Annotated in this window: 17 protein-coding genes; 13 read left to right on the forward strand and 4 right to left on the reverse strand. The window is 61.9% G+C overall.

Translation table 11 applies throughout. The annotated features are described in order from the left end of the window. Positions 1-33: 33 nt before the first annotated feature. The gene (locus ACE3OA_RS11160) at positions 34-465 is read right to left on the reverse strand and encodes a hypothetical protein (RefSeq protein ID WP_374310829.1); all 432 of its coding nucleotides are present in this window, start codon (positions 463-465) and stop codon (positions 34-36) included. Between the two features lie 127 nt (positions 466-592). Here ACE3OA_RS11160 and ACE3OA_RS11165 point away from each other — a divergent pair, with 127 nt between their 5' ends. The 3 genes from ACE3OA_RS11165 (at position 593) to ACE3OA_RS11175 (ending at position 3,131) form a co-directional block, all read left to right on the forward strand. After that, entirely contained in the window at positions 593-1,318 is a 726-nt protein-coding gene (locus ACE3OA_RS11165) for an SDR family NAD(P)-dependent oxidoreductase (RefSeq protein WP_374310830.1), read from the forward strand. A 93-nt stretch (positions 1,319-1,411) separates the two neighbouring features. After that, positions 1,412-2,038 carry a glutathione S-transferase family protein gene (locus tag ACE3OA_RS11170; protein WP_374310831.1) on the forward strand — a complete coding sequence of 209 codons (627 nt, stop codon included), beginning with the start codon at positions 1,412-1,414 and terminating at the stop codon, positions 2,036-2,038. A 118-nt stretch (positions 2,039-2,156) separates the two neighbouring features. After that, the gene (locus tag ACE3OA_RS11175; RefSeq protein WP_374310832.1) at positions 2,157-3,131 is read left to right on the forward strand and encodes an endonuclease/exonuclease/phosphatase family protein; all 975 of its coding nucleotides are present in this window, start codon (positions 2,157-2,159) and stop codon (positions 3,129-3,131) included. Here ACE3OA_RS11175 and msrB read toward each other — a convergent pair. After that, a complete protein-coding gene (msrB, locus tag ACE3OA_RS11180) occupies positions 3,128-3,547 on the reverse strand; it encodes a peptide-methionine (R)-S-oxide reductase MsrB (RefSeq protein WP_374310833.1) in 420 nt (139 codons plus the stop codon). The genes ACE3OA_RS11175 and msrB overlap by 4 nt on opposite strands. 128 nt (positions 3,548-3,675) lie before the next feature. Here msrB and ACE3OA_RS11185 point away from each other — a divergent pair, with 128 nt between their 5' ends. Together ACE3OA_RS11185 and ACE3OA_RS11190 are read left to right on the forward strand one after the other, a co-directional pair. Continuing rightward, entirely contained in the window at positions 3,676-5,322 is a 1,647-nt protein-coding gene (locus tag ACE3OA_RS11185) for an HD domain-containing phosphohydrolase (RefSeq protein WP_374310834.1), read from the forward strand. Then, positions 5,319-6,893: an HD domain-containing phosphohydrolase gene (locus ACE3OA_RS11190; RefSeq protein WP_374310835.1), complete on the forward strand. Its 1,575-nt coding sequence runs from the start codon at positions 5,319-5,321 to the stop codon at positions 6,891-6,893. Before ACE3OA_RS11185 ends, ACE3OA_RS11190 begins: the two co-directional genes overlap by 4 nt. Positions 6,894-7,044: 151 nt before the next feature. Here ACE3OA_RS11190 and ACE3OA_RS11195 read toward each other — a convergent pair whose 3' ends face one another. Further along, complete coding sequence (locus ACE3OA_RS11195) at positions 7,045-7,965, reverse strand: LysR family transcriptional regulator (RefSeq protein WP_374310836.1); 921 nt, start codon at positions 7,963-7,965, stop codon at positions 7,045-7,047. A 105-nt stretch (positions 7,966-8,070) separates the two neighbouring features. Here ACE3OA_RS11195 and ACE3OA_RS11200 point away from each other — a divergent pair, with 105 nt between their 5' ends. The 4 genes from ACE3OA_RS11200 (at position 8,071) to ACE3OA_RS11215 (ending at position 11,344) form a co-directional block, all read left to right on the forward strand. Then, a complete protein-coding gene (locus ACE3OA_RS11200; RefSeq protein ID WP_374310837.1) occupies positions 8,071-9,078 on the forward strand; it encodes an aldo/keto reductase in 1,008 nt (335 codons plus the stop codon). 78 nt (positions 9,079-9,156) lie between these two features. Beyond that, complete coding sequence (locus tag ACE3OA_RS11205) at positions 9,157-9,738, forward strand: DUF2239 family protein (RefSeq protein ID WP_374310838.1); 582 nt, start codon at positions 9,157-9,159, stop codon at positions 9,736-9,738. Continuing rightward, positions 9,728-10,339, forward strand: a complete 612-nt coding sequence (locus tag ACE3OA_RS11210; protein WP_374310839.1) for a hypothetical protein — start codon at positions 9,728-9,730, stop codon at positions 10,337-10,339. Before ACE3OA_RS11205 ends, ACE3OA_RS11210 begins: the two co-directional genes overlap by 11 nt. A 135-nt stretch (positions 10,340-10,474) precedes the next feature. Next, positions 10,475-11,344 (forward strand): hypothetical protein, encoded by an 870-nt coding sequence (locus ACE3OA_RS11215; protein WP_374310840.1) that lies wholly within the window; start codon positions 10,475-10,477, stop codon positions 11,342-11,344. A gap of 21 nt (positions 11,345-11,365) precedes the next feature. On the opposite strand, the gene ACE3OA_RS11220 is transcribed toward ACE3OA_RS11215, so the two are convergent. Continuing rightward, on the reverse strand, positions 11,366-12,142 hold the full coding sequence (locus ACE3OA_RS11220; protein ID WP_374310841.1) for a substrate-binding periplasmic protein: 777 nt from the start codon (positions 12,140-12,142) through the stop codon (positions 11,366-11,368). A 344-nt stretch (positions 12,143-12,486) separates the two neighbouring features. Between ACE3OA_RS11220 and ACE3OA_RS11225 the strand changes: the two genes are divergently transcribed. The 4 genes from ACE3OA_RS11225 to ACE3OA_RS11240 are packed head-to-tail and all read left to right on the forward strand — an operon-like array spanning position 12,487 to position 18,820. After that, positions 12,487-12,795, forward strand: a complete 309-nt coding sequence (locus tag ACE3OA_RS11225) for a HigA family addiction module antitoxin (protein ID WP_374310842.1) — start codon at positions 12,487-12,489, stop codon at positions 12,793-12,795. After that, positions 12,776-15,556, forward strand: coding sequence for a class I SAM-dependent DNA methyltransferase (locus tag ACE3OA_RS11230; protein WP_374310843.1), 2,781 nt, complete (start codon positions 12,776-12,778; stop codon positions 15,554-15,556). Before ACE3OA_RS11225 ends, ACE3OA_RS11230 begins: the two co-directional genes overlap by 20 nt. Then, complete coding sequence (locus ACE3OA_RS11235) at positions 15,553-17,616, forward strand: DEAD/DEAH box helicase (RefSeq protein WP_374310844.1); 2,064 nt, start codon at positions 15,553-15,555, stop codon at positions 17,614-17,616. Before ACE3OA_RS11230 ends, ACE3OA_RS11235 begins: the two co-directional genes overlap by 4 nt. Continuing rightward, on the forward strand, positions 17,609-18,820 hold the full coding sequence (locus ACE3OA_RS11240) for a GIY-YIG nuclease family protein (protein ID WP_374310846.1): 1,212 nt from the start codon (positions 17,609-17,611) through the stop codon (positions 18,818-18,820). The genes ACE3OA_RS11235 and ACE3OA_RS11240 overlap by 8 nt, the downstream gene beginning before the upstream one ends. The last annotated feature ends 1 nt before the right edge of the window (position 18,821 follow it).

Raw genomic sequence — 18,821 nt, forward strand, 5'->3', positions numbered from 1 at the left:
ATCCGACTCGTTTGTTGCGCAGCATAAACTGGGTCATTCCAACCGTGTCACGGTGCCGCTGACCGGGCCTATCTGCGTCTCCAGCCGGACCGGCCAGCGGCCCTTAAGCGGCAGATCCGCCGGCAGTGCGAAACTGACCAGCACATCCCGCGCCGTGCCGACGATTGCAGTGCCGGCCAGCTGCTGCTTGACCGGCGGCAGATGGGCGATGAGGTCGAGCCAGACCCATTGTCCGCTCTGATCCCGGCGATAGAAGCCGCGATAGCTGACCGCTCCCGCCGCCGGATTGAGGCCGCTCACCTTTCCGTCCCGCAACAGGAGGTCGACCCGGCCGACGCCATAGATACCGCTGTAATCCAGCCGGTATTGCCCGGCGGCGGCAGCCGCGATCGGCGGCGGGTCGTCAGCAGCGACGCAGGCGGTGAGGCCGATCAGGGAAACCAGGATCAATCGACGCGAGATCATCGGCGCTCTCCGCACGGTCGAGTCCCGTCATGCTCGCAAAAGCATCAGGACCAGGCAAGGCTGTGAACTGCGCCCCTGCCGCCAACGTAACCCTTCCGTAGCAATAGACTTTGGAACGGCGGATTGCATGCAAGGTGTCACGGTCATTTTCGGCGGCAGCGGCGGAATCGGCGCGGCCTTGGCGCGGCGGCTGGCGGCGTCGGGGCGCAGATTGCACCTATTGGCGCGGGACGGCGCCAGGCTTGCGGCGGTCGCGGAAGCTCTCGGTGCTGGTTACGCCGTCTGCGACGCCACCGATCCGGCGGCAATCCGGCAAGCCGTGGACGCCATAGACGGGCCGATCGATGGCCTTGCCTATGCCGTGGGATCGATCAACCTGAAGCCGCTGGCCCGTCTATCTGCCGACGACATGCTGGCCGAATACCGCCTGAATGCGCTGGGCGCGGCGCTGGCGGTGCAGGCCGCCTTGCCGCGCCTCAAGGCTGCTGAAAATGCGGCCGTGCTGCTCTTCTCCAGTGTCGCGGTGGCACAGGGTTTTCCCAACCATGCAGCGATCGCCATGGCCAAGGGCGCGGTCGAAGGGCTCACTGTCTCGCTGGCGGCGGAACTGGCGCCAGCCATCCGTGTCAATTGCATAGCGCCCTCGCTGACCCGGACCCCGCTTGCCGGGTCCCTGCTCGCCAATGCGCAGATGGCGCAGGCAATCGCCGCTTTGCACCCGTTGCAGCGCCTGGGGGAAGCCGACGACGTGGCGGCTTTGGGCGCGCTGCTGTTGTCGCCGGAGGCCGGCTGGATTACCGGGCAGGTCATCGGCGTCGATGGCGGGCGGGCGCGGCTACGCGGCAAAGGCTGAACAAGCTGCAAGATCTTCTCTTTATATCGGGTTGTGGCATTGGATATCCTCTCGTCGTTCTTGCCAGCCCGATTCCCAGCCGCGGAGATATTGATGACCAAGCCCAGCCAGCCGATCCGCCTCTATCGTTTCCCCCGCTCGGGCCATGCCCATCGGGTGGAACTGTTCCTGTCGCTGCTGGGCCTGCCTGTCACCCTGATCGATGTCGACCTTACCAAGGGGGCCCAGAAGCAGCCGGATTTCCTGGCCAAGAACCCGTTCGGGCAGGTGCCGGTGATTGAGGATGGCGACGTCACCCTTCATGACAGCAATGCGATCCTGGTCTATCTGGCCGGCCGTTACGATGCGGGCGGAACCTGGTTGCCGCGCGAGCCGGTCGCCGCGGCGAAGGTGCAGCAATGGCTGTCGGTGGCCGCTGGTCCGCTCGCTTCCGGCCCGGCTTTGGCACGCGTCGGCTTGCTGTTCAAGCGACCGATTGATCTCGCCAAGGCGCAGGAAACCGCACGCGCCCTCTTCGCGGTGATGAACGCGCATCTGGGGCAGAACCCCTTCCTTGTCGGTGCGACACCGACCATCGCCGATATCGCGCTCTACACCTACACCGCCTTGGCGCCCGAGGGCGGCATCGAGCTCGCTCCCTATCCGCACATCCAGGCCTGGCTGAAGCGCATTGAAGCCTTGCCCGGTTTCGTTCCCATGCTCCGTAGCGCCGCTGCGTAATTTAGCCGGCGGCGTTAACTTTACTTCCCTGGACAGAGGCAGCCGAGCGACCGAGAATTGCAACATCGCTCTGATATTGATTGGCTGTTCATTCAACTTGTCATCCGGGGGAACTTTCATGCGCCGTTCGTCTCTGCCCAGCCTGCTGGCCGGTTTGGCCCTGCTTTCGACCTTGCCCGCCTTGTCGACGCCGGCCTTGGCCGAAACCAGACTCACCATCATGAGCTTCAATGTGTGGGGCGGCGGCGGCAACGCGCAGAAGCCGGTTGACGAGACCGTGGCGGCGATCAAGGCGGCCGGGGCCGACATCATCGGCATCCAGGAAACACGGCTCGAGGCCGACCCCTGCACGGCCGATGTCTGCCCGCCGGCGGGCACCAGCGTCGCCAAGGCCATCGCCGATGCGCTGGGCTATCACTATTACGACCAGACCAAGGTCAATGACGCACTATGGGCCAATGCCGTCATCAGCCGCTATCCGATCGGGCAGGCGACGCCCAACGATCTCGGCGTGCCGATCGATGTGGATGGGCGCAAGGTCTGGGCCTTCAATATCCATCTCGACGATTCACCCTACCAGCCCTATCAGCTCCTCAATATCGAATACGGCGCCTTCCCCTTCATCAAGACCGAGGCCGAGGCGGTGAAGTTCGCGAGCGACACGCGGGGACCTGCCTTGAAGCTGCTGTTCGAGGATCTCAAGGCCGCCGAGGGCGCCGATGCCGCCTTCATCTTCGGCGATTTCAATGAGCCGTCGTTCCGCGACTGGACAGCGGAGACGGTGAAGGCCGGCCACAACCCGGTCCCGGTGCGGTTCCCGACCACGGCGGCGATCGAAGAAGCGGGCTTCACCGATACCTTCCGCGCGGCTTTCCCAGACCCGGTCGCCAAGCCGGCTTATACCTGGACGCCGACATCGGAACCGACCGACCCTGAGGATCACCACGACCGCATCGACTTCGCCTTCGCCCGCGCCAAGGAATTGAAGGTGCTCAAAGCCGGCATCGTCGGCGAGAAATCACCGGAGGCGGACATCGTCGTCACACCCTGGCCGTCCGATCACCGCGCCACGATGGCGGAGATCAGCTTCTAGGCTTCGTCCGGCCCAGACTCATCAGCGGTGAAGTTCATCGCGACACCGTTGATGCAGTAGCGCTGATGGGTGGGCGGCGGGCCATCGTCGAAGACGTGGCCGAGATGGCTGCCGCAGGTCGCGCAATGCACTTCGGTGCGGACCATGAAATGGCTGCGGTCGACAGTCGTCTCGACCGAGCCCGGTACGGGATCATTGAAGCTCGGCCAGCCGGTGCCGCTTTCGAATTTCGTGCCGGAGACAAACAGCGGCTGGTCGCAGCCGGCGCAAGTAAACTTGCCGTGGCGCTTTTCATAATTGAGCGCGCAGGAACCCGGCCGCTCGGTGCCGTGGCCGCGCATGACGGCGTATTGCTCGGGGCTGAGGCGCTGGCGCCATTCGGCGTCGGATAGCGTGAAGGGAAAAGCGTCCGACATTTCTGATGCTCCACTCTAAAAAACAATTGGCGGTTGCTGGCTCTGTTTGAAAGGAGGATGGTGTTAAGCATCCGTTTATCCCATCAGGATATGTTATCAAAACAGTCTGGGAATTGGGACCGATTAGATTGAACGCTGTTCTTTCAATCCTAAATTCCGGCGGATCCGCCCTCATCTTTCTTCTTATTTTCCTATCGGCTGATCTTGCGGCGGGCTATCTGGTCAAGCGACGACACCAGACTTTGGTGCGCAACATCCTGCTCGTCCTTTTCGGTCCGGCCACAATCTATTTTCACAGCCCTGGCGCGACCGTCGGGCCGCACGGCCATGCAGATATCAACGTCGTGCTGGACCAGCGCGGCGCGGCCATCGCCCTGGCCACCATGTTCGGTGGTTTTGCCGTGGGCTTTCTCGCCATGCTGGCTGAAATGGCCATGCGCGTCATCATCGGCGGCAGAGCTCTGGGCGCCGACCTGGTCGGCATTGTCGGAGACCTTTTGCTGTGCTGGGGCGCCATCCGCATCATGCAACGCGGCAAGCCGCTGCAGAGTATCGGCTTCGGCACCTTGTTCGTCTGTGGCGGCGTGGTGGGTTTCGGCGAGGCGGCGGCTCTGCTGCTGATCGGCACCTGGACCGAGGGCCTGCTGATCTTCCGCCATGACGGCCTCAGTCTCTTTCTGGTGCAAGCGCTCTCGGCGCTGATCTTCGGAATCGTGATCAAGATCCAGACCGACATCCGCGCCGCACGCGCAGAAACCGAACTGGAAAAGACGTTCAGCCGCAAAGCCCGCCTGGAGGAGGAAGCGTTCCGCGCCGGCGCCATCACAGCCACGACCGACAGCATCCTGAAGCTGGACCTTCAGGGGCGCATCGTTGATGTGAGCGACGCTTATGTCCGCTGGTCCGGCTACAGCCGCGACGAACTGATCGGCATGCCGATCCGCGAACGCAACAGCGAGATGACCGACGAACAGATCGCCGCGGGCCTGCGCGATATCGTGGTGAAAGGCAAGATCATCTTCGAGACGGCGCATCGCCGTAAGGATGGCTCGTCGCTTCCGGTCGAGATCGTTGCGGTACATTCCCCGGAGGGAAAAGGCGCCATCATCGTCTTCATGCGCGATATCCGCGACCGCAAGCTGGCCGAGGCGCGGCAGGCCGAAAAGAATGCGAGCCTCAAGGAGTCCCTGGAACAGGCCATTCGTGCCTTGTCAGCCGCCATGATGCACCGCGACCTCAGCACGGCCAGCCATGAGGATCGCGTCGCTGATCTCAGCCTCGCGATCGGCCGCAAGATGGCACTCGATCCAGAGCGACTTGAAGGCCTGGGATTGGCGGCCATGGTGCACGACATCGGGCAGATCCAGACGCCATCGGAAATCCTGATGCGGCCATATCGGCTGTCGCCGGAGGAATTTGCGCTGGTCAAGATGCATGCCGAAGCCGGCGCTCAGATTCTGGGCGACATCAAATTTCCCTGGCCGATCGCCGAGATGGTGCATCAGCATCACGAAAATTTCGATGGCAGCGGCTATCCCCGCGGCCTGACGGGCGACCAGATCCTGCTGGAGGCGCGCATCATCCGGGTTGCCGACAGCGTCGAGGCGATGCTATCGCACCGACCATTCCGCCGTTCCCGTGACCGCGCCTATGCGCTTGCCGAACTTAGATCCGGCAGCGGCAGCAAATACGATCCCGATGTCGTGGCGGCCTGTGTCGATTTGCTGGAGAACGCGGGCTACCAGTTCAAAACGACAAGGAAAGCCGCGGAATGAGCGTCCCGCTTGAGAAATTCGCAAAGGTGGGGGTCGATGGGCTGCAGGCGGCGATCGATCATCTGCCGCACAGCATCGTCTTCAAGGACACACAATCGGTCATCGTATTCGCCAACGAAGCCTATGCCCGCGACCTGGCCGTTGCCAAGGAAGCACTGGTCGGCAGGACGGAGGCGGACTTCCTGCCCCGCGCCCAGGCCGAAGAATACCGGCGCAATGATCTTGAGGTGATGGCGTCGGGACGCATACAGACGCGCGACGCGACCTGGGTCCGCGATGGCGAAACGCGCTGGATCCGCATTACCAAGGCGCCGGTATTCGACAAGGGGGGAAAGGTCGAAGGCGTCGTCCTGATTTATCGTGACATGACCGAGAAGAAGCGGTCGCAGGAAGAGGTGCTGCGCCAGCATTGGGCGCTGGAGGCCATCAGCCGCGCCAACAAAGCGATGGTGTCGGATGATGACGAAGGGAGTTTTCTTGGCCATATCTGCGAGGCCGTCACCGCCGACAATCGCTATTCCCTGGCCTGGATCGGCTGGGCCGAGGATGACGCGGCACAAAGTGTCCGCATCGTTGCCGGCCATGGCATCGCCAAGGCCTATCTCGACGGCCTCAAGACTTCCTGGGGCGACAATGCCAATGGTCGCGGGCCGACAGGGAAAAGCATCCGCTTCAACCGGACCGAGGTCCACAACAAGCTCATAGAAGAAGAAACTTTTGGGCCCTGGCTTGAACGCGCGCGTCAGGCCGGCATCCGCGCCTCTATTTCTGTTCCGATCCGCATCGACAATCGCGCCGCCGGCGCGCTGGTCATTTACGGCAACGATTTCGACGTCTTTGCCGCGCGCGAGATCGCGCTGTTCGAGGAGCTGGCCGACAACATCGCCTTCGCGGTGCAAGCCCGGCGCGTGCGCGCCGCCCATGAGCAGGCCCTGCTGGATCGCGCGCAGCAAGCCGAGAAACTGGAACACGCTCTGGAAGACGCATTGGCGACCGTCGCCGCCATGCTGGAACAGCGCGATCCCTATACTGCGGGCCACCAGCGCGCCGTTGCCGCTCTGGCGGTGGCCATCGGCCGCGAATTGGGCCTCCGTCCGGAAAGGCTCAAGGCGCTGCATCTGGCGGGCATTGTCCACGATATCGGCAAGATTCGTGTGCCCGCTGAAATTCTCACCAAGCCCAGCCGCCTCAACGCGGTCGAGTTCGCCATCGTCAAGCAACATCCGGAGGTGGGCTACAATCTCCTCAAAGGGATCGACTTCCCCTGGCCGGTCGCCGACATCGTGCGCCAGCATCACGAAGCGCTCGACGGCAGCGGCTATCCGCTGGGTCTTCGAGGCGATGCAATCGGCTTGGAAGCCCGCATCATGACGGTGGCCGATATCGTCGAATCGATGTCCTCGGACCGCCCCTATCGTCCGGCTCTGGGTCTCGACCAGGCTAGCCAGGAGATTCTGCGCCTCAAGGGCAGCAAGCTCGATCCGCAGGTCGTGGATGCCTGCCTGCGCGTGTTGGAAAGGGGCGATTTTGCGCCCAGCCTTCTCAATATCGAGGCCCGGCCGGAATCATGATCGGCACGATCATGGCCCCAAAAATGTTGCGGGCGCCTGGTGGGGATGGCACCGGGCGCCCGCGATATGGAGCGGGGATGGGGACGGTTGGGTGACCCCGCTTCATGGGAAAAACCATATCCTCGAGGCGCCAGGCCGTCTGTGATGCGGGTCACAGATCGGTGGCGGCGTTTGAACCGGCCGCCAGCGCCTTCACGAAATCGACGAAGGCGCGCAAGGGGGCGGGCATCAGATTGCGGCTGGGGTAATAGAGATAGGGGCCGGAGAATTCGGCCCACCAATCGGGCAGCACGCCGGTAAGGCTGCCGGCCTTGAGGGCCGGGGCCAGGTATTCCTCGAAAGTATAGACGAAGCCGAGGCCGCCGATGGCGACATTTACCGCGAGATCCGCCGTGCTGGCGATCAGGGGGCCGGCGACCTTCAGCTTGACGGTCTTGTGCCCCTTCTCGAATTCCCATTGCAGGATATTGCCGCTGGCAAAGCGATGGCGGATGCAGGCATGGCGCAACAGATCGTCCGGGTGGCGCGGGGTTCCGGCGCGCGCCAGATAGCCTGGCGAAGCCGCGAGCACGAAACGCTGCCGGCGCGGGCCGATGGGCAGCCGGATCATGTCCCGTTCCAGCGATTCATCATAGCGGATGCCGGCATCGAAGCCCGCCGCCAGAACGTCGATGAAGGTATCATTGGCGCGGATTTCCAGCGTGATGCCCGGATGCGCCTTGAGAAAAGGTATCGCGATGCCGGGCAGCACATGCCGCGCCACGATATGCGGCACGTCGAGGCGCAAGGTCCCGGTGGGTGTCGCGCGGAAATCGTTGATGGCATCGAGTGCAGCGCCGATTTCACCCAAGGCCGGGCGTAAGCGGTCGAGGAGACGCTGCCCAGCCTCGGTCGGCGTCACGCTGCGTGTCGTGCGGTTGAGGAGGCGGAGACCCAGCTGCGCCTCCAGGCGCTGCAGGGCAGCACTGAGGCTCGAGGCGGAGACATTGCGCAAAGCCGCGGCGCGGCGGAAGGAGCGGCTTTCGGCCACCGCGCGGAAGGCATCGAGATCGGCGAGGTCGGGATCGCGCATTGTTCTTAAATCCGAACAGGGTGTTCCGATTGTACGGGATTATCGCATAGCGGCCCAGCTTCTATCTTTGCCCCATCACGATCCCAAACCACGAGGAAGACGATCATGGAACAGCGCCGCTTAGGAAGTTCCGCCAACGGCATCAATGTCTCGGCCTTGGGCCTGGGCTGCATGGGCATGTCGGGCATGTACGGGCCCAGCGACCGGGCCGAGGGCATCGCCACCATCCACGCCGCCCTCGAGGCCGGCATCACCCTGCTCGATACCGGCGACTTCTACGGCATGGGCCATAACGAGATGCTGATCGGCGAAGCTTTGCGCGGGACGTCCAGGCGCGACCAAGCCATCGTAAGCGTGAAGTTCGGCGCCTTGCGCGATCCGGCCGGCGGCTGGTCGGGCTATGATGCGCGCCCAAAGGCGGTGAAGAACTTCCTCATCTATTCGCTGACGCGGCTCGGCCTTGATCACATCGACATCTATCGCCCCTCGCGCCTCGATCCGGACGTGCCGATCGAGGAGACGATCGGCGCCATCGCCGACATGGTGAAGGCAGGTTATGTGCGCCATATCGGCCTTTCCGAGATGGGGCCGGAGACGATCCGCCGCGCGGCCGCAATTCACCCGATCGTCGATCTGCAGATCGAATACTCGTTGATCTCGCGGAGCGTCGAAGACAGAATCCTTGCCACCTGCCGCGAGCTCGGCATCGGCATCACCGCGTATGGCGTGCTGTCGCGCGGGCTCATCAGCGGGCATTGGCAGAAGGATGCACTGAACGGTCCCGGCGATTTCCGGGCGCATGCGCCGCGCTTCCTGGGCGAGAATGTCGCCCGCAACCTCGCCCTCGTCGACGCCCTGCGCAAGATCGCTGTGGAGAAGAACGTGACCGTGGCACAGATCGCCATCGCCTGGGTGGCGGCGCAGGGGACCGACATCGTGCCGCTGATCGGCGCCCGCCGCCGCGACCGCTTGGACGAGGCCCTGGGTGCGTTGCTGGTGAGCCTGAGCAAGGAGGATCTCGCCGCCATCGAGCGCGCGGTGCCGAAAGGCGCTGCCGCCGGCGAGCGCTACGCCGCCGCGCAGATGGCACAGCTCGACAGCGAGCGGGCCTGATCGGTTATTTCGCCCGGGTAATATTGACAATGCCATATTACCCGGGTATAAATCGACCCTCATCCACCGAGGGTCACCATGAACGTAGAGAACACCGCGACTTTTACCGCCTTTGCCGGCACGGCGCGCGTGGCGAGCGGGCCGCTTAGCGAAATCGCACTGGCCGTGAAAGCCGCCGAGGATGCCGGAAATCCCGGGCCGATCCTGATCTATGACGATGCGACGGGGAAGGCGATCGACCTCGACACGCGCGGCAATCTTGCCGAAGTGGAGGCGCGCTATGCCGCCCCGCCAGAAACCGCAGCCCGGACTGAATCCGAAGCACGGGGTCGCGGGCGGCCCAAGCTCGGCGTCATCGCGCGCGAGGTGACCTTGCTGCCCCGGCAATGGGATTGGCTGGCCGCGCAGCCGGGCGGCGCTTCCGTCACCTTGCGCAAGCTGGTCGAGGAGGCGCGCAAGCGTGATGGCGGCAAGGCCAGCCGGCGCGCGGCGCAGGATGCCGCCTATCATTTCATGTCTGCGATGGCCGGCAATCTCGCGCATTTCGAAGAGGCGATCCGCGCGCTCTATGCCGACGACCGCGCGACCTTCGAGCATCGCATCGCCGCTTGGCCGCGCGACATCGCCAATCATGCGCTGAAGCTCGGCTATGGAAGCTGAAACGCGGTTGGAGGATCTTCTCGCCGCCATCGCGCCGAAATACCGCAAGGCATGGCGGCGGCATATCGAAAGCCTGGCGGCCGGGGTGCAGCGCGATCTGGCACCGGTCGCAGATCTGTCGGAGGCGACGTGGCAAAGGCTGAAGCAGAACATCCTCGGCCAGGTCGACCAACGGCAGCCCGCCCGTGGCTGGCCGCAGGCACGCGACCTGCTGCATGAGGCGCGGGCCTTTCAGTATCTGCAACGGCAAGGCTGCGAGGAGATCGCCTTTTCGGCGCCGACGATGCTCGCCAAATCGCCGGACCTCATTGCGCGCCAGGGCTTCCGGCGCATCCTGTGCGAAGTGAAGACGATCCGGCTCACCGCTGACGATGCGCTGCCTGCCGCCTTCGCCCGGAAACTGCTGACCCGCCTGCGCGATGCGGAAAAACAGTTGCGCGCCGACGATGACACATCCGCCCAGCGCCTCGTCTATGTCATCCTCGATCGCGACGGGGCCGATGGCAGGCCGGAACTGGTGGCGGAAATCACCGCTATCCTGCGCCGATCCATGCCGGCCGGGCTCGATTTCGTCCTGGATACCGGCGCTTGCGCGCAATAACTGCGGGATGTACCACGAAGGGGTGAGTCTGCCGGCCATGAGCCGATGGCGTCGGCGGCCGGGATCGTTCATCTTCCCTTAATAAACGGGAACCTCACGGGACAACCCGGGCTGGATGGCGCCCGGAAATACAGGATGAAGATGGCCGATAGCTGGGACATGTCTTTTCTGGTCGACCAGGCGACCACGATTCATGAGGCGCGTGGCAATTTCGGCCAGCATCTGGGCACGCCCTTGCGCGGGCTGGTGGGCGAGCATCTGATCAATTTCGTGGCGCAGGAGGACCGCCTGCTGTTTCTGCGCTTCATGGCGAAGCTCCTGCTGCAATCCGGCACCACCACCGCAACGGCGCGCATCCACACGCCCATCATCGGCGAGAAGGTGTTCGAGCTCGACGCCCGCAACGGCAGCCGCGCCAAGACCTGGTGGATGATGCTGTCCGCCACCAATGCCCGCGGCTACGCGCCGCTTGCCCATGTTGTCGACAGCGATCCACTGGCCAGCGGCGATGAGTTCAGCCAGCTGGCGACCAGTGCCGCCAGAAAGGCCGGCGGCCAGCTCGACATGACGCTCTTCCAGTCGAAGGCGGTTGCCGGTCGCAATGCTGCCGGCATGACCGAGGAACGCCGCGCCGAGCTCGACCAGAAGATCGGTGAAGTGCTGATGGACGCCACCGACACGGGCATCGTCACCAAGCCGGAAGCCGGCCAGTACGCCGTGCTGCACGGCGCCGCCGTGTCGCCGCGGCAGATTTCGGAGCGCATCGTCGCCGCCGCTTCCGAGATGGCGATCAGCGAACAGGAACTCGGCCTCAGCGAGACCACGGAAAAACTCGAAGAGACTATTGCCTCCGAAGACGTTGCCCGCATCGTCAGCAACATGCGTGAAAGGCTCGCCCGAGGAAATCTAATCGGTGGTGCCACCCGCGAACCCATCCCCGAACGCGTCGTCTGGGGCAAGAAGCCCACACTCATGCAGACGATCATCGAAAAGATCCGTAAGTAGGCCGGCACGCGCTGAGCGGCCTCAGACCTTCATCCCGTATTTCTTCAGGATCGACTCATAGAGCGGCGAGGCTTTGAGTTCCTTGATCGCGGCGGTCATTGCCGGCAGATCGTCGACAAAAGGCGATTTCCGGCTGATCTGCAGGTGCCAGTCTATTTGCTCGATCACGGTCGGCAGTTCGACGATGTCGGCAGCACCCTCGACATTCTTCAGAATCCAATTGATCTGCGACGACATGTCGGCCACCACGTCGCCGCGCCGACCGATCAGCATGCGCACGGTGCCGATGGTGCCGCTGGCATGGCGGGTGCGGATGCCGCGCTCTTCGATATTCTTCTTCACCCAGCCATTGCCGGTGATGCCGATCACCGTGACGTCGGCGCGCGCGAGATCATCAAGCGAGCGCACCGCCTGCAGGCGTGGGAGCGCCGGGTTGTCGCGGCGCACGAACAGGGTGATGGGGCCGGTGGTGAGCGCTTCGCCGGCAGCCAGCGCGTATTTCTGCCGTGCCGGTGTCACGACGAGGCACATGCCATCAGCCTCGCCATTCTCGACGTCGATCTGGACCCGCGGCAGCGGGCGGGCGATGGGTTGGAACCGATAGCCGGCGATCTTCGCCACCTCGGCCATCAGGTCGACCATCACGCCGCGCATGTGTCGATCGTCATCTTCCCAGGAGCTGGGCGGCGATTTGTCGGGATAGGCGATGCGCAGCAGCTTCTCCTCGGCCCGCACGACATACGGTCGGCCCAAGGCAAAGGCTGTCGCCGCGCCCAGCAGGAAATGTCGTCGTCTCATGGCTGCCCCAACTTTGGCCATGGCATAAACCTACGCGGTATCCATGCCCAATGGCAAAGTCTCGGTATGTTCGGTCGAGGTGCCGGTTTGGCGACTGCCACCCGAAGCCCGTCAGGGCGGGAGGCGTGGCGGGCCGCGACCGATAGTGATGATCACTACATTTACGCTATAGCACTATGATTTCCGCTCAACTCTGACGAATCTTCGGCGTTCCGGTTGATCCTGCATCGCCAGATCCGTCTCGCTACCGGGGATCATCACGGCAATCGGCATGATTCAAGTTGTCGAGTGTCGATTATCACTATAGCGTTCCTCCCAGGAGGGCTTGGTGAGAATCACTGACGATGCACCCAGGAACGACAGTCCGGCAGGATTGCCTTGAAAAGAACGGGTTGAGCGTCACCGACGCGGCTCGGGTTCTTGGTGTGGACCGACAGACTCTCAGCAATCTGCTGAACGCCCGGTCGGGGATTTCGCCGGAGATGGCTGTCCGGCTGGAAAAGGCGTTCGGCACACCTGCCCGTGAGTGGCTGATGCGGCAGCTCGATTATGAGCTGGCCGAGGTCATGCGCCGGGCCAAGAAGATCAAGGTTGAGCCTTTCCGTGCATCGACCACGGAAAGCGGAGGAACGCATGAACGCCGTCGAGATTGAAGAGGCCATATCCGCGCTCGCCGAGCAGCCGTTCGACGCGACAGAATTCCCGTTCGCTTTCCTCGAAGCCTTCGGCAACAAGGCCACAACCATCAAGCGGCTGCGTTCGGGTGCGTCGAACAAGTCCGACGTGGGAGGCGTTCTCCAGACCAATAACATCCATATCGCCGCTGCTGATCCCGGCAGCGTGACGGAAACGCTTGCCGAGCTGCGGGCCAGCCCCGCCACGACGCGCGGCAAGGCCAAGTTCGTCCTTGCCACCGATGGCGTGACCTTCGAGGCCGAAGACCTCGAATCTGGCGAAACCGTTGCCTGCGCCTATACCGATTTCCCGAACCATTTCGGATTCTTCCTGCCGCTTGCCGGGATCACCACCGTCAAGCAGGTGCGGGACAGTTCATTCGACATCCGCGCCACGAGCCGCCTCAACAAGCTCTATGTCGAACTGCTGAAAGACAATCCCGATTGGGGGAGCGCCGAGCGCCGCCCGGACATGAATCACTTCATGGCCCGGCTGATCTTCTGTTTCTTCGCGGAAGATACCGACATCTTTAACGGCACCGGCCTGTTCACCGCCACCATCGACCAGATGAGCGCACGGGATTCGGCGAACACCCATGAGGTGATCGGCGAAATTTTCCGCGCTATGAACACGCCGATCAAGGACCGGGCTAGCGCCGCGCTGCCCCGTTGGGCCGATGTGTTTCCCTATGTCAACGGCGGGCTGTTTTCTGGCAGTCTGGACGTGCCACATTTCAGCAAGATCGCCCGAACCTATTTGCTCCACATCGGCAATCTCGATTGGCGGAAGATCAACCCGGATATTTTCGGGTCCATGATTCAGGCTGTCGCCGACGACGATGAGCGCGGGGCCTTGGGGATGCACTACACATCCGTCCCCAACATCCTGAAAGTGCTGAATCCGCTCTTTCTGGACGATTTGCGCGAGCATCTGGCCGAGGCGGACGACAATCCCCGCAAGCTCCTCAATCTCCGCAACCGCATGGCCCGTATCCGGGTTTTCGACCCGGCTTGCGGCTCCGGCAACTTCCTTGTGATCGCCTACAAGGAAATGCGAGCCATCGAAGCCGAAATCAACGAGCGTCGTGGCGAGGCAGGGCGGAAGTCGGATATTCCGCTGACCAACTTCCGGGGCATCGAGCTACGTGACTTCCCCGCTGAGATCGCCCGGCTGGCCCTTATCATCGCCGAATATCAGTGTGATGTGCTTTATCGTGGACAGAAGGACGCCCTTCAAGATTTCTTGCCACTCGACGCCGAGAACTGGATCACCTGCGGTAACGCCCTGCGGCTCGACTGGCTTTCCATCTGCCCGCCGACCGGGACAGGTGTGAAGCACCGGGCCGATGATCTGTTCCACACGCCGCTTGATCAGGCGCAGATCGACTTCGAGAATGAAGGCGGTGAGACGTATATTTGCGGGAATCCGCCGTATCTAGGCTTCACTTGGCAAACCGCTGAACAAAAGGCGGATTTGGAGTCGATATTTGGTCATCGCACCCGAAGCTGGAAGTCCCTCGACTACGTAGCGGGTTGGTTCATGAAGGCGGCCGATTACGGCACGCACACGAACGCCATCTCAGCATTCGTGTCCACCAATTCGATTTGCCAAGGTCAGCTTGTCGCCATCCTCTGGCCTCTCATATTTGGGACGGGTCATGAAATTGGTTTTGCCCACACATCGTTCAAATGGGCAAACCTCGCTAGCTACAATGCAGGCGTCACTGTTGTAATCGTTGGGATCGGCAATCAATTTGGGAAGTCGCGCCGCCTATTTTCTATCGCGGAAGACGGTTCGGTGATCTCGAAAGATGTTCCGAACATCAATGCATATTTGGCGCCCGCGAAAAATATCATTGTGGAAGGTCGATCATCAACACTCGGTCCACAGTCAAAAATGTTCTGGGGCAATAAGCCAACCGATGGCGGTTATCTCATTATGGACATGGCCGAAAAGAATCAACTTCTCGCAACCTATCCTGAAGCAGCCAAGTTCGTTCGCACTTTTCTGGGTTCCAAAGAGCTTATTCAAGGGCTTTATAGATATTGTCTCTGGATAGAAGATCATGAGAGGGCGGAAGCAGAAAAGTACCCACCTATCGCTGAGCGGCTGTCCAAGGTCGCTGATTTTCGCATGTCCAGCAAGGCGGCGGAAACACGGCCCGCTGCTGCCTTTCCTCATCGATTTAGGCAAATTCAAGCGGTCGCTAAAAATTACACCATAGCAGTGCCAGCCGTTTCCTCAGAGAACCGAGCTTGTTTTACCGTTGGTCTGACAGACAATTTTACGATCCATTCCAATAGGAACTTTGCGATCTACGATGCTCCGCTTTGGAATTTTTCCGTTGCGTCATCACGAATGCATTTGGCCTGGCTTTCCGCCGTTTGTGCCCGTTTTGAGCTTCGCTACTCGTATTCAAATACTATAGGTTGGAACGCATTTCCTCTCGTGCCCTTGACCGAGAAAAACATGGCTGACCTGACCCGCTGCGCCGAGGACATCCTGTTGGCGCGGGAGGCGCATTTCCCAGCGACCATCGCCGATCTTTACGACCCTGAGAAGATGCCCGACGATTTGCGTGAAGCACATGAACGCAACGACGAAGTGTTGGAGCGCATCTATATCGGGCGGCGGTTTCGCAACGATACAGAGCGGCTGGAAAAGCTGTTCGACCTTTATACCAAGATGACCGCATCGGCGGGAACAGCGAAGAAACGGAAGGCGGGGGCAACAGCGTGACCATCGAAAAGAAATCAGTTCCCTCCGTCTCGGTTTCCTATGCCCGCAACGGCAGCACCAACAAGGCCAATGCCCTTGGCATGAGGCCGATGCAGGAACGCGCCTATGAGAAGCGCGGCGAGCAATATCTCCTTATCAAGTCGCCTCCGGCGTCCGGCAAGAGCCGCGCCCTCATGTTTGTCGCACTCGACAAGCTGGCGAACCAAGGGCTGAAACAGGCGATCATCGTCGTGCCGGAGAAAAGCATCGGTTCCAGCTTCGCCGACGAGCCGCTGACCAAGTTCGGATTTTGGGCCGATTGGACCGTGACGCCAAAATGGAATCTCTGCAATGCTCCCGGCGAGGATGGCGGCAAGGTCAACAGCGTCGGGGCCTTTCTTGAAAGCGATGACAGGGTATTGGTCTGCACCCATGCGACCTTCCGCTTCGCGGTGGACAGGTTCGGCGTGGAGGCGTTCGACAACCGGCTGATCGCGGTGGACGAGTTCCACCACGTTTCCGCAAACCCCGATAACAAGTTGGGCCTGCACCTGGGTCAGTTCATCGCCCGGAACAACGTGCATATCGTCGCCATGACCGGCAGCTATTTTCGGGGCGACGCCGAGGCCGTTCTTGCCCCGCAGGACGAGGCCAATTTCGATACCGTCACCTACACCTATTACGAGCAGCTAAACGGCTACGAGTATCTGAAATCGCTCGACATCGGCTATTTCTTCTACTCCGGCGCTTACTCCGACGACATCCTTGCCGTGCTGGACCCAGCCGAGAAAACCATCATCCACATCCCCAACGTCAATTCGCGGGAAAGCACCGGACAGAAGATCAAGGAAGTCGAACACATCATCGAGGAGCTTGGCGAATGGCAGGGCATCGACCCGGCCACAGGCTTCCAGTTGGTCAAGACGCCGGAAGGCCGCGTCCTTCGTATCGCCGACCTTGTGGACGATGATGCAGCCAAGCGAGATCGCGTTTCCGCCGCGCTCAAAGATCCCGCGCAGAAGAACAACCGCGATCATGTAGACATCATCATTGCGCTTGGCATGGCGAAGGAAGGCTTCGACTGGATTTGGTGCGAACACGCGCTGACCGTGGGCTATCGTTCCAGCCTGACCGAGATCGTGCAGATCATCGGTCGCGCTACCCGCGACGCGCCGGGCAAGACCCGCGCCCGCTTCACCAACCTGATCGCCGAGCCGGATGCCGCCGAATCCGCCGTGACGGAGGCGGTCAACGACACCTTGAAGGCCATCGCCGCCAGCTTGCTTATGGAGCAGGTGCTTGCGCCCCGCTTCGAGTTCAAGCCGAAAAATTTTGCGACCAGCACCGCCGAACCCGGTTTTAGCTACGGCGACGATGGCTATCAGCCTGACAAATGCAATGTCGGCTTCAACGAGGAGCGCGGCGTCTTCCAGATCGAGATCAAGGGGCTTGCCGAACCCAAAACCTCGGAGGCTGCCCGCATCTGCCGAGAGGATTTGAACGAAGTGATCGCCAGCTTCGTGCAGGACAAGCCTTCTATCGAGCGCGGCCTGTTCGATGAGGAGCTGGTTCCCGAGGAACTGACCCAGCTTCGCTTGGGCAAGATTATCAAGGATAAATATCCCGAACTGGACGAGGAGGACCAAGAGGCCGTGCGCCAGCACGCCATCGCTGCCCTCAATCTCACCCAGCAAGCCAAAAAGATCGCCCTTGGTGGCGACGGTTCCGGCGACGAGCCGGGCGCGAACACGGCGCTGATCGACGGCGTTCGCAAATTTGCGATGGACGTGCGCGAACTCGACATTGACCTGATCGACCGGATCAATCCGTTTCAGGAAGCCTATGCCATCCTCGCCAAGACCATGAGCGAGGAAAGCCTTAAACAAGTCGCCGCCGCCATTTCCGCCCGCCGCACCAGTCTCACCCCGGAGGAAGCCAAGCAACTTGCCTTCCGGGCGGTCCAGTTCAAGAAAGAACGCGGGCGGCTTCCGTCCATCAGTTCTACCGACGCATGGGAAAAGCGCATGGCCGAAGGTGCCGCTGCTTTCGTGCGCTTCAAGGATGAGGGGCGCTATGAGTGACCTTGACCTTGACGAACTGCGCGACGAACTGGCCGACTTCGCCCAGCCGGAAAAGAAAGTAGGGCGCGGCCCTCGCGAGGAACGCATCATCGCCGGGTTCGAGGAAATCCAGCGGTTCGCCGACGAACATGGACGCGCGCCGCAGCATGGCGAGGACCGCGATATATTCGAGCGGCTCTATGCCGTGAGGCTGGACCGGCTTGGTGCTTTGGAGGAGTGCCGTTCGCTTCTAGCACCGCTCGACCGTCAGGGGCTTTTGTCCAGCACGGAAATCGCCGCGCCCGCGATGCCCGAGGAAATGGACGCCGACGCGCTCATGGCCGAGCTTGCCGGGGCCGCAGGTGCTTCCGAAATCACCGAGCTTCGTCATGTTCGCTCCACCGCCGAGAAACGCGCCGCCGAGGAGATCGCCAACCGGGAGCGTTGTCCCGACTTCGACAGGTTCAAGCCCCTGTTCGAGCAGGTGCGGATCGACTTAGATTCCGGCGTTCGCACGACCCGGCAGTTTGTGAAGGATGCCGGTTTCCTGAAAGCGGACATCACCGAGGGGCAATTTTTTATCCTTGGCGGTCAGGTCGCCTATGTCGCCGAAGTGGGCGAAACCTTCCGCGCGCCGAACGGGGAAACCGACGCCCGCTTGCGCGTGGTCTATTCCAACATGACGGAAAGCAACCTCCTGCGCCGTTCGCTACAACGGGCGCTCTACAAGGACGAGGCCGGACGGCGCATCACCGAGCCGAGCGCCGGCCCGCTGTTCACCGGCGAAAGCGACGACGAGGATATTGCGAGCGGAACCATCTACGTCCTTCGCAGCAAGTCCGATCATCCGCTTGTCTCGGCCAACCGCGACGTTCTGCACAAGATCGGCGTGACCGGTGGCGACATTACCCGCCGTCTTGCCAATGCTAGGCTCGATCCAACCTTCCTCATGGCCGAGGTCGAGGTGGTCGCCACCTACACGCTCTACAACATCAACCGCGTGAAGCTCGAAAACCTGATCCACCGCATCTTTGCTCCTGCTCAACTGGACATCGAGATCAAGGACCGTTTCGGCAACCCGATTGTGCCGCGCGAATGGTTCCTTGTGCCGCGCTTCGTCGTGGAAGATGCCGTGGAGCGGATCAAGGACGGCACGATCACGGATTATATCTACGACCCGGCAGCGGCGCGGCTGGTGCGGTCGGACGGTGGCGGGCGCGCTTAGA

Source organism: Dongia sp., assembly GCF_041906375.1.
In the GTDB taxonomy this organism is placed as follows: Bacteria; Pseudomonadota; Alphaproteobacteria; order Dongiales; family Dongiaceae; genus Dongia.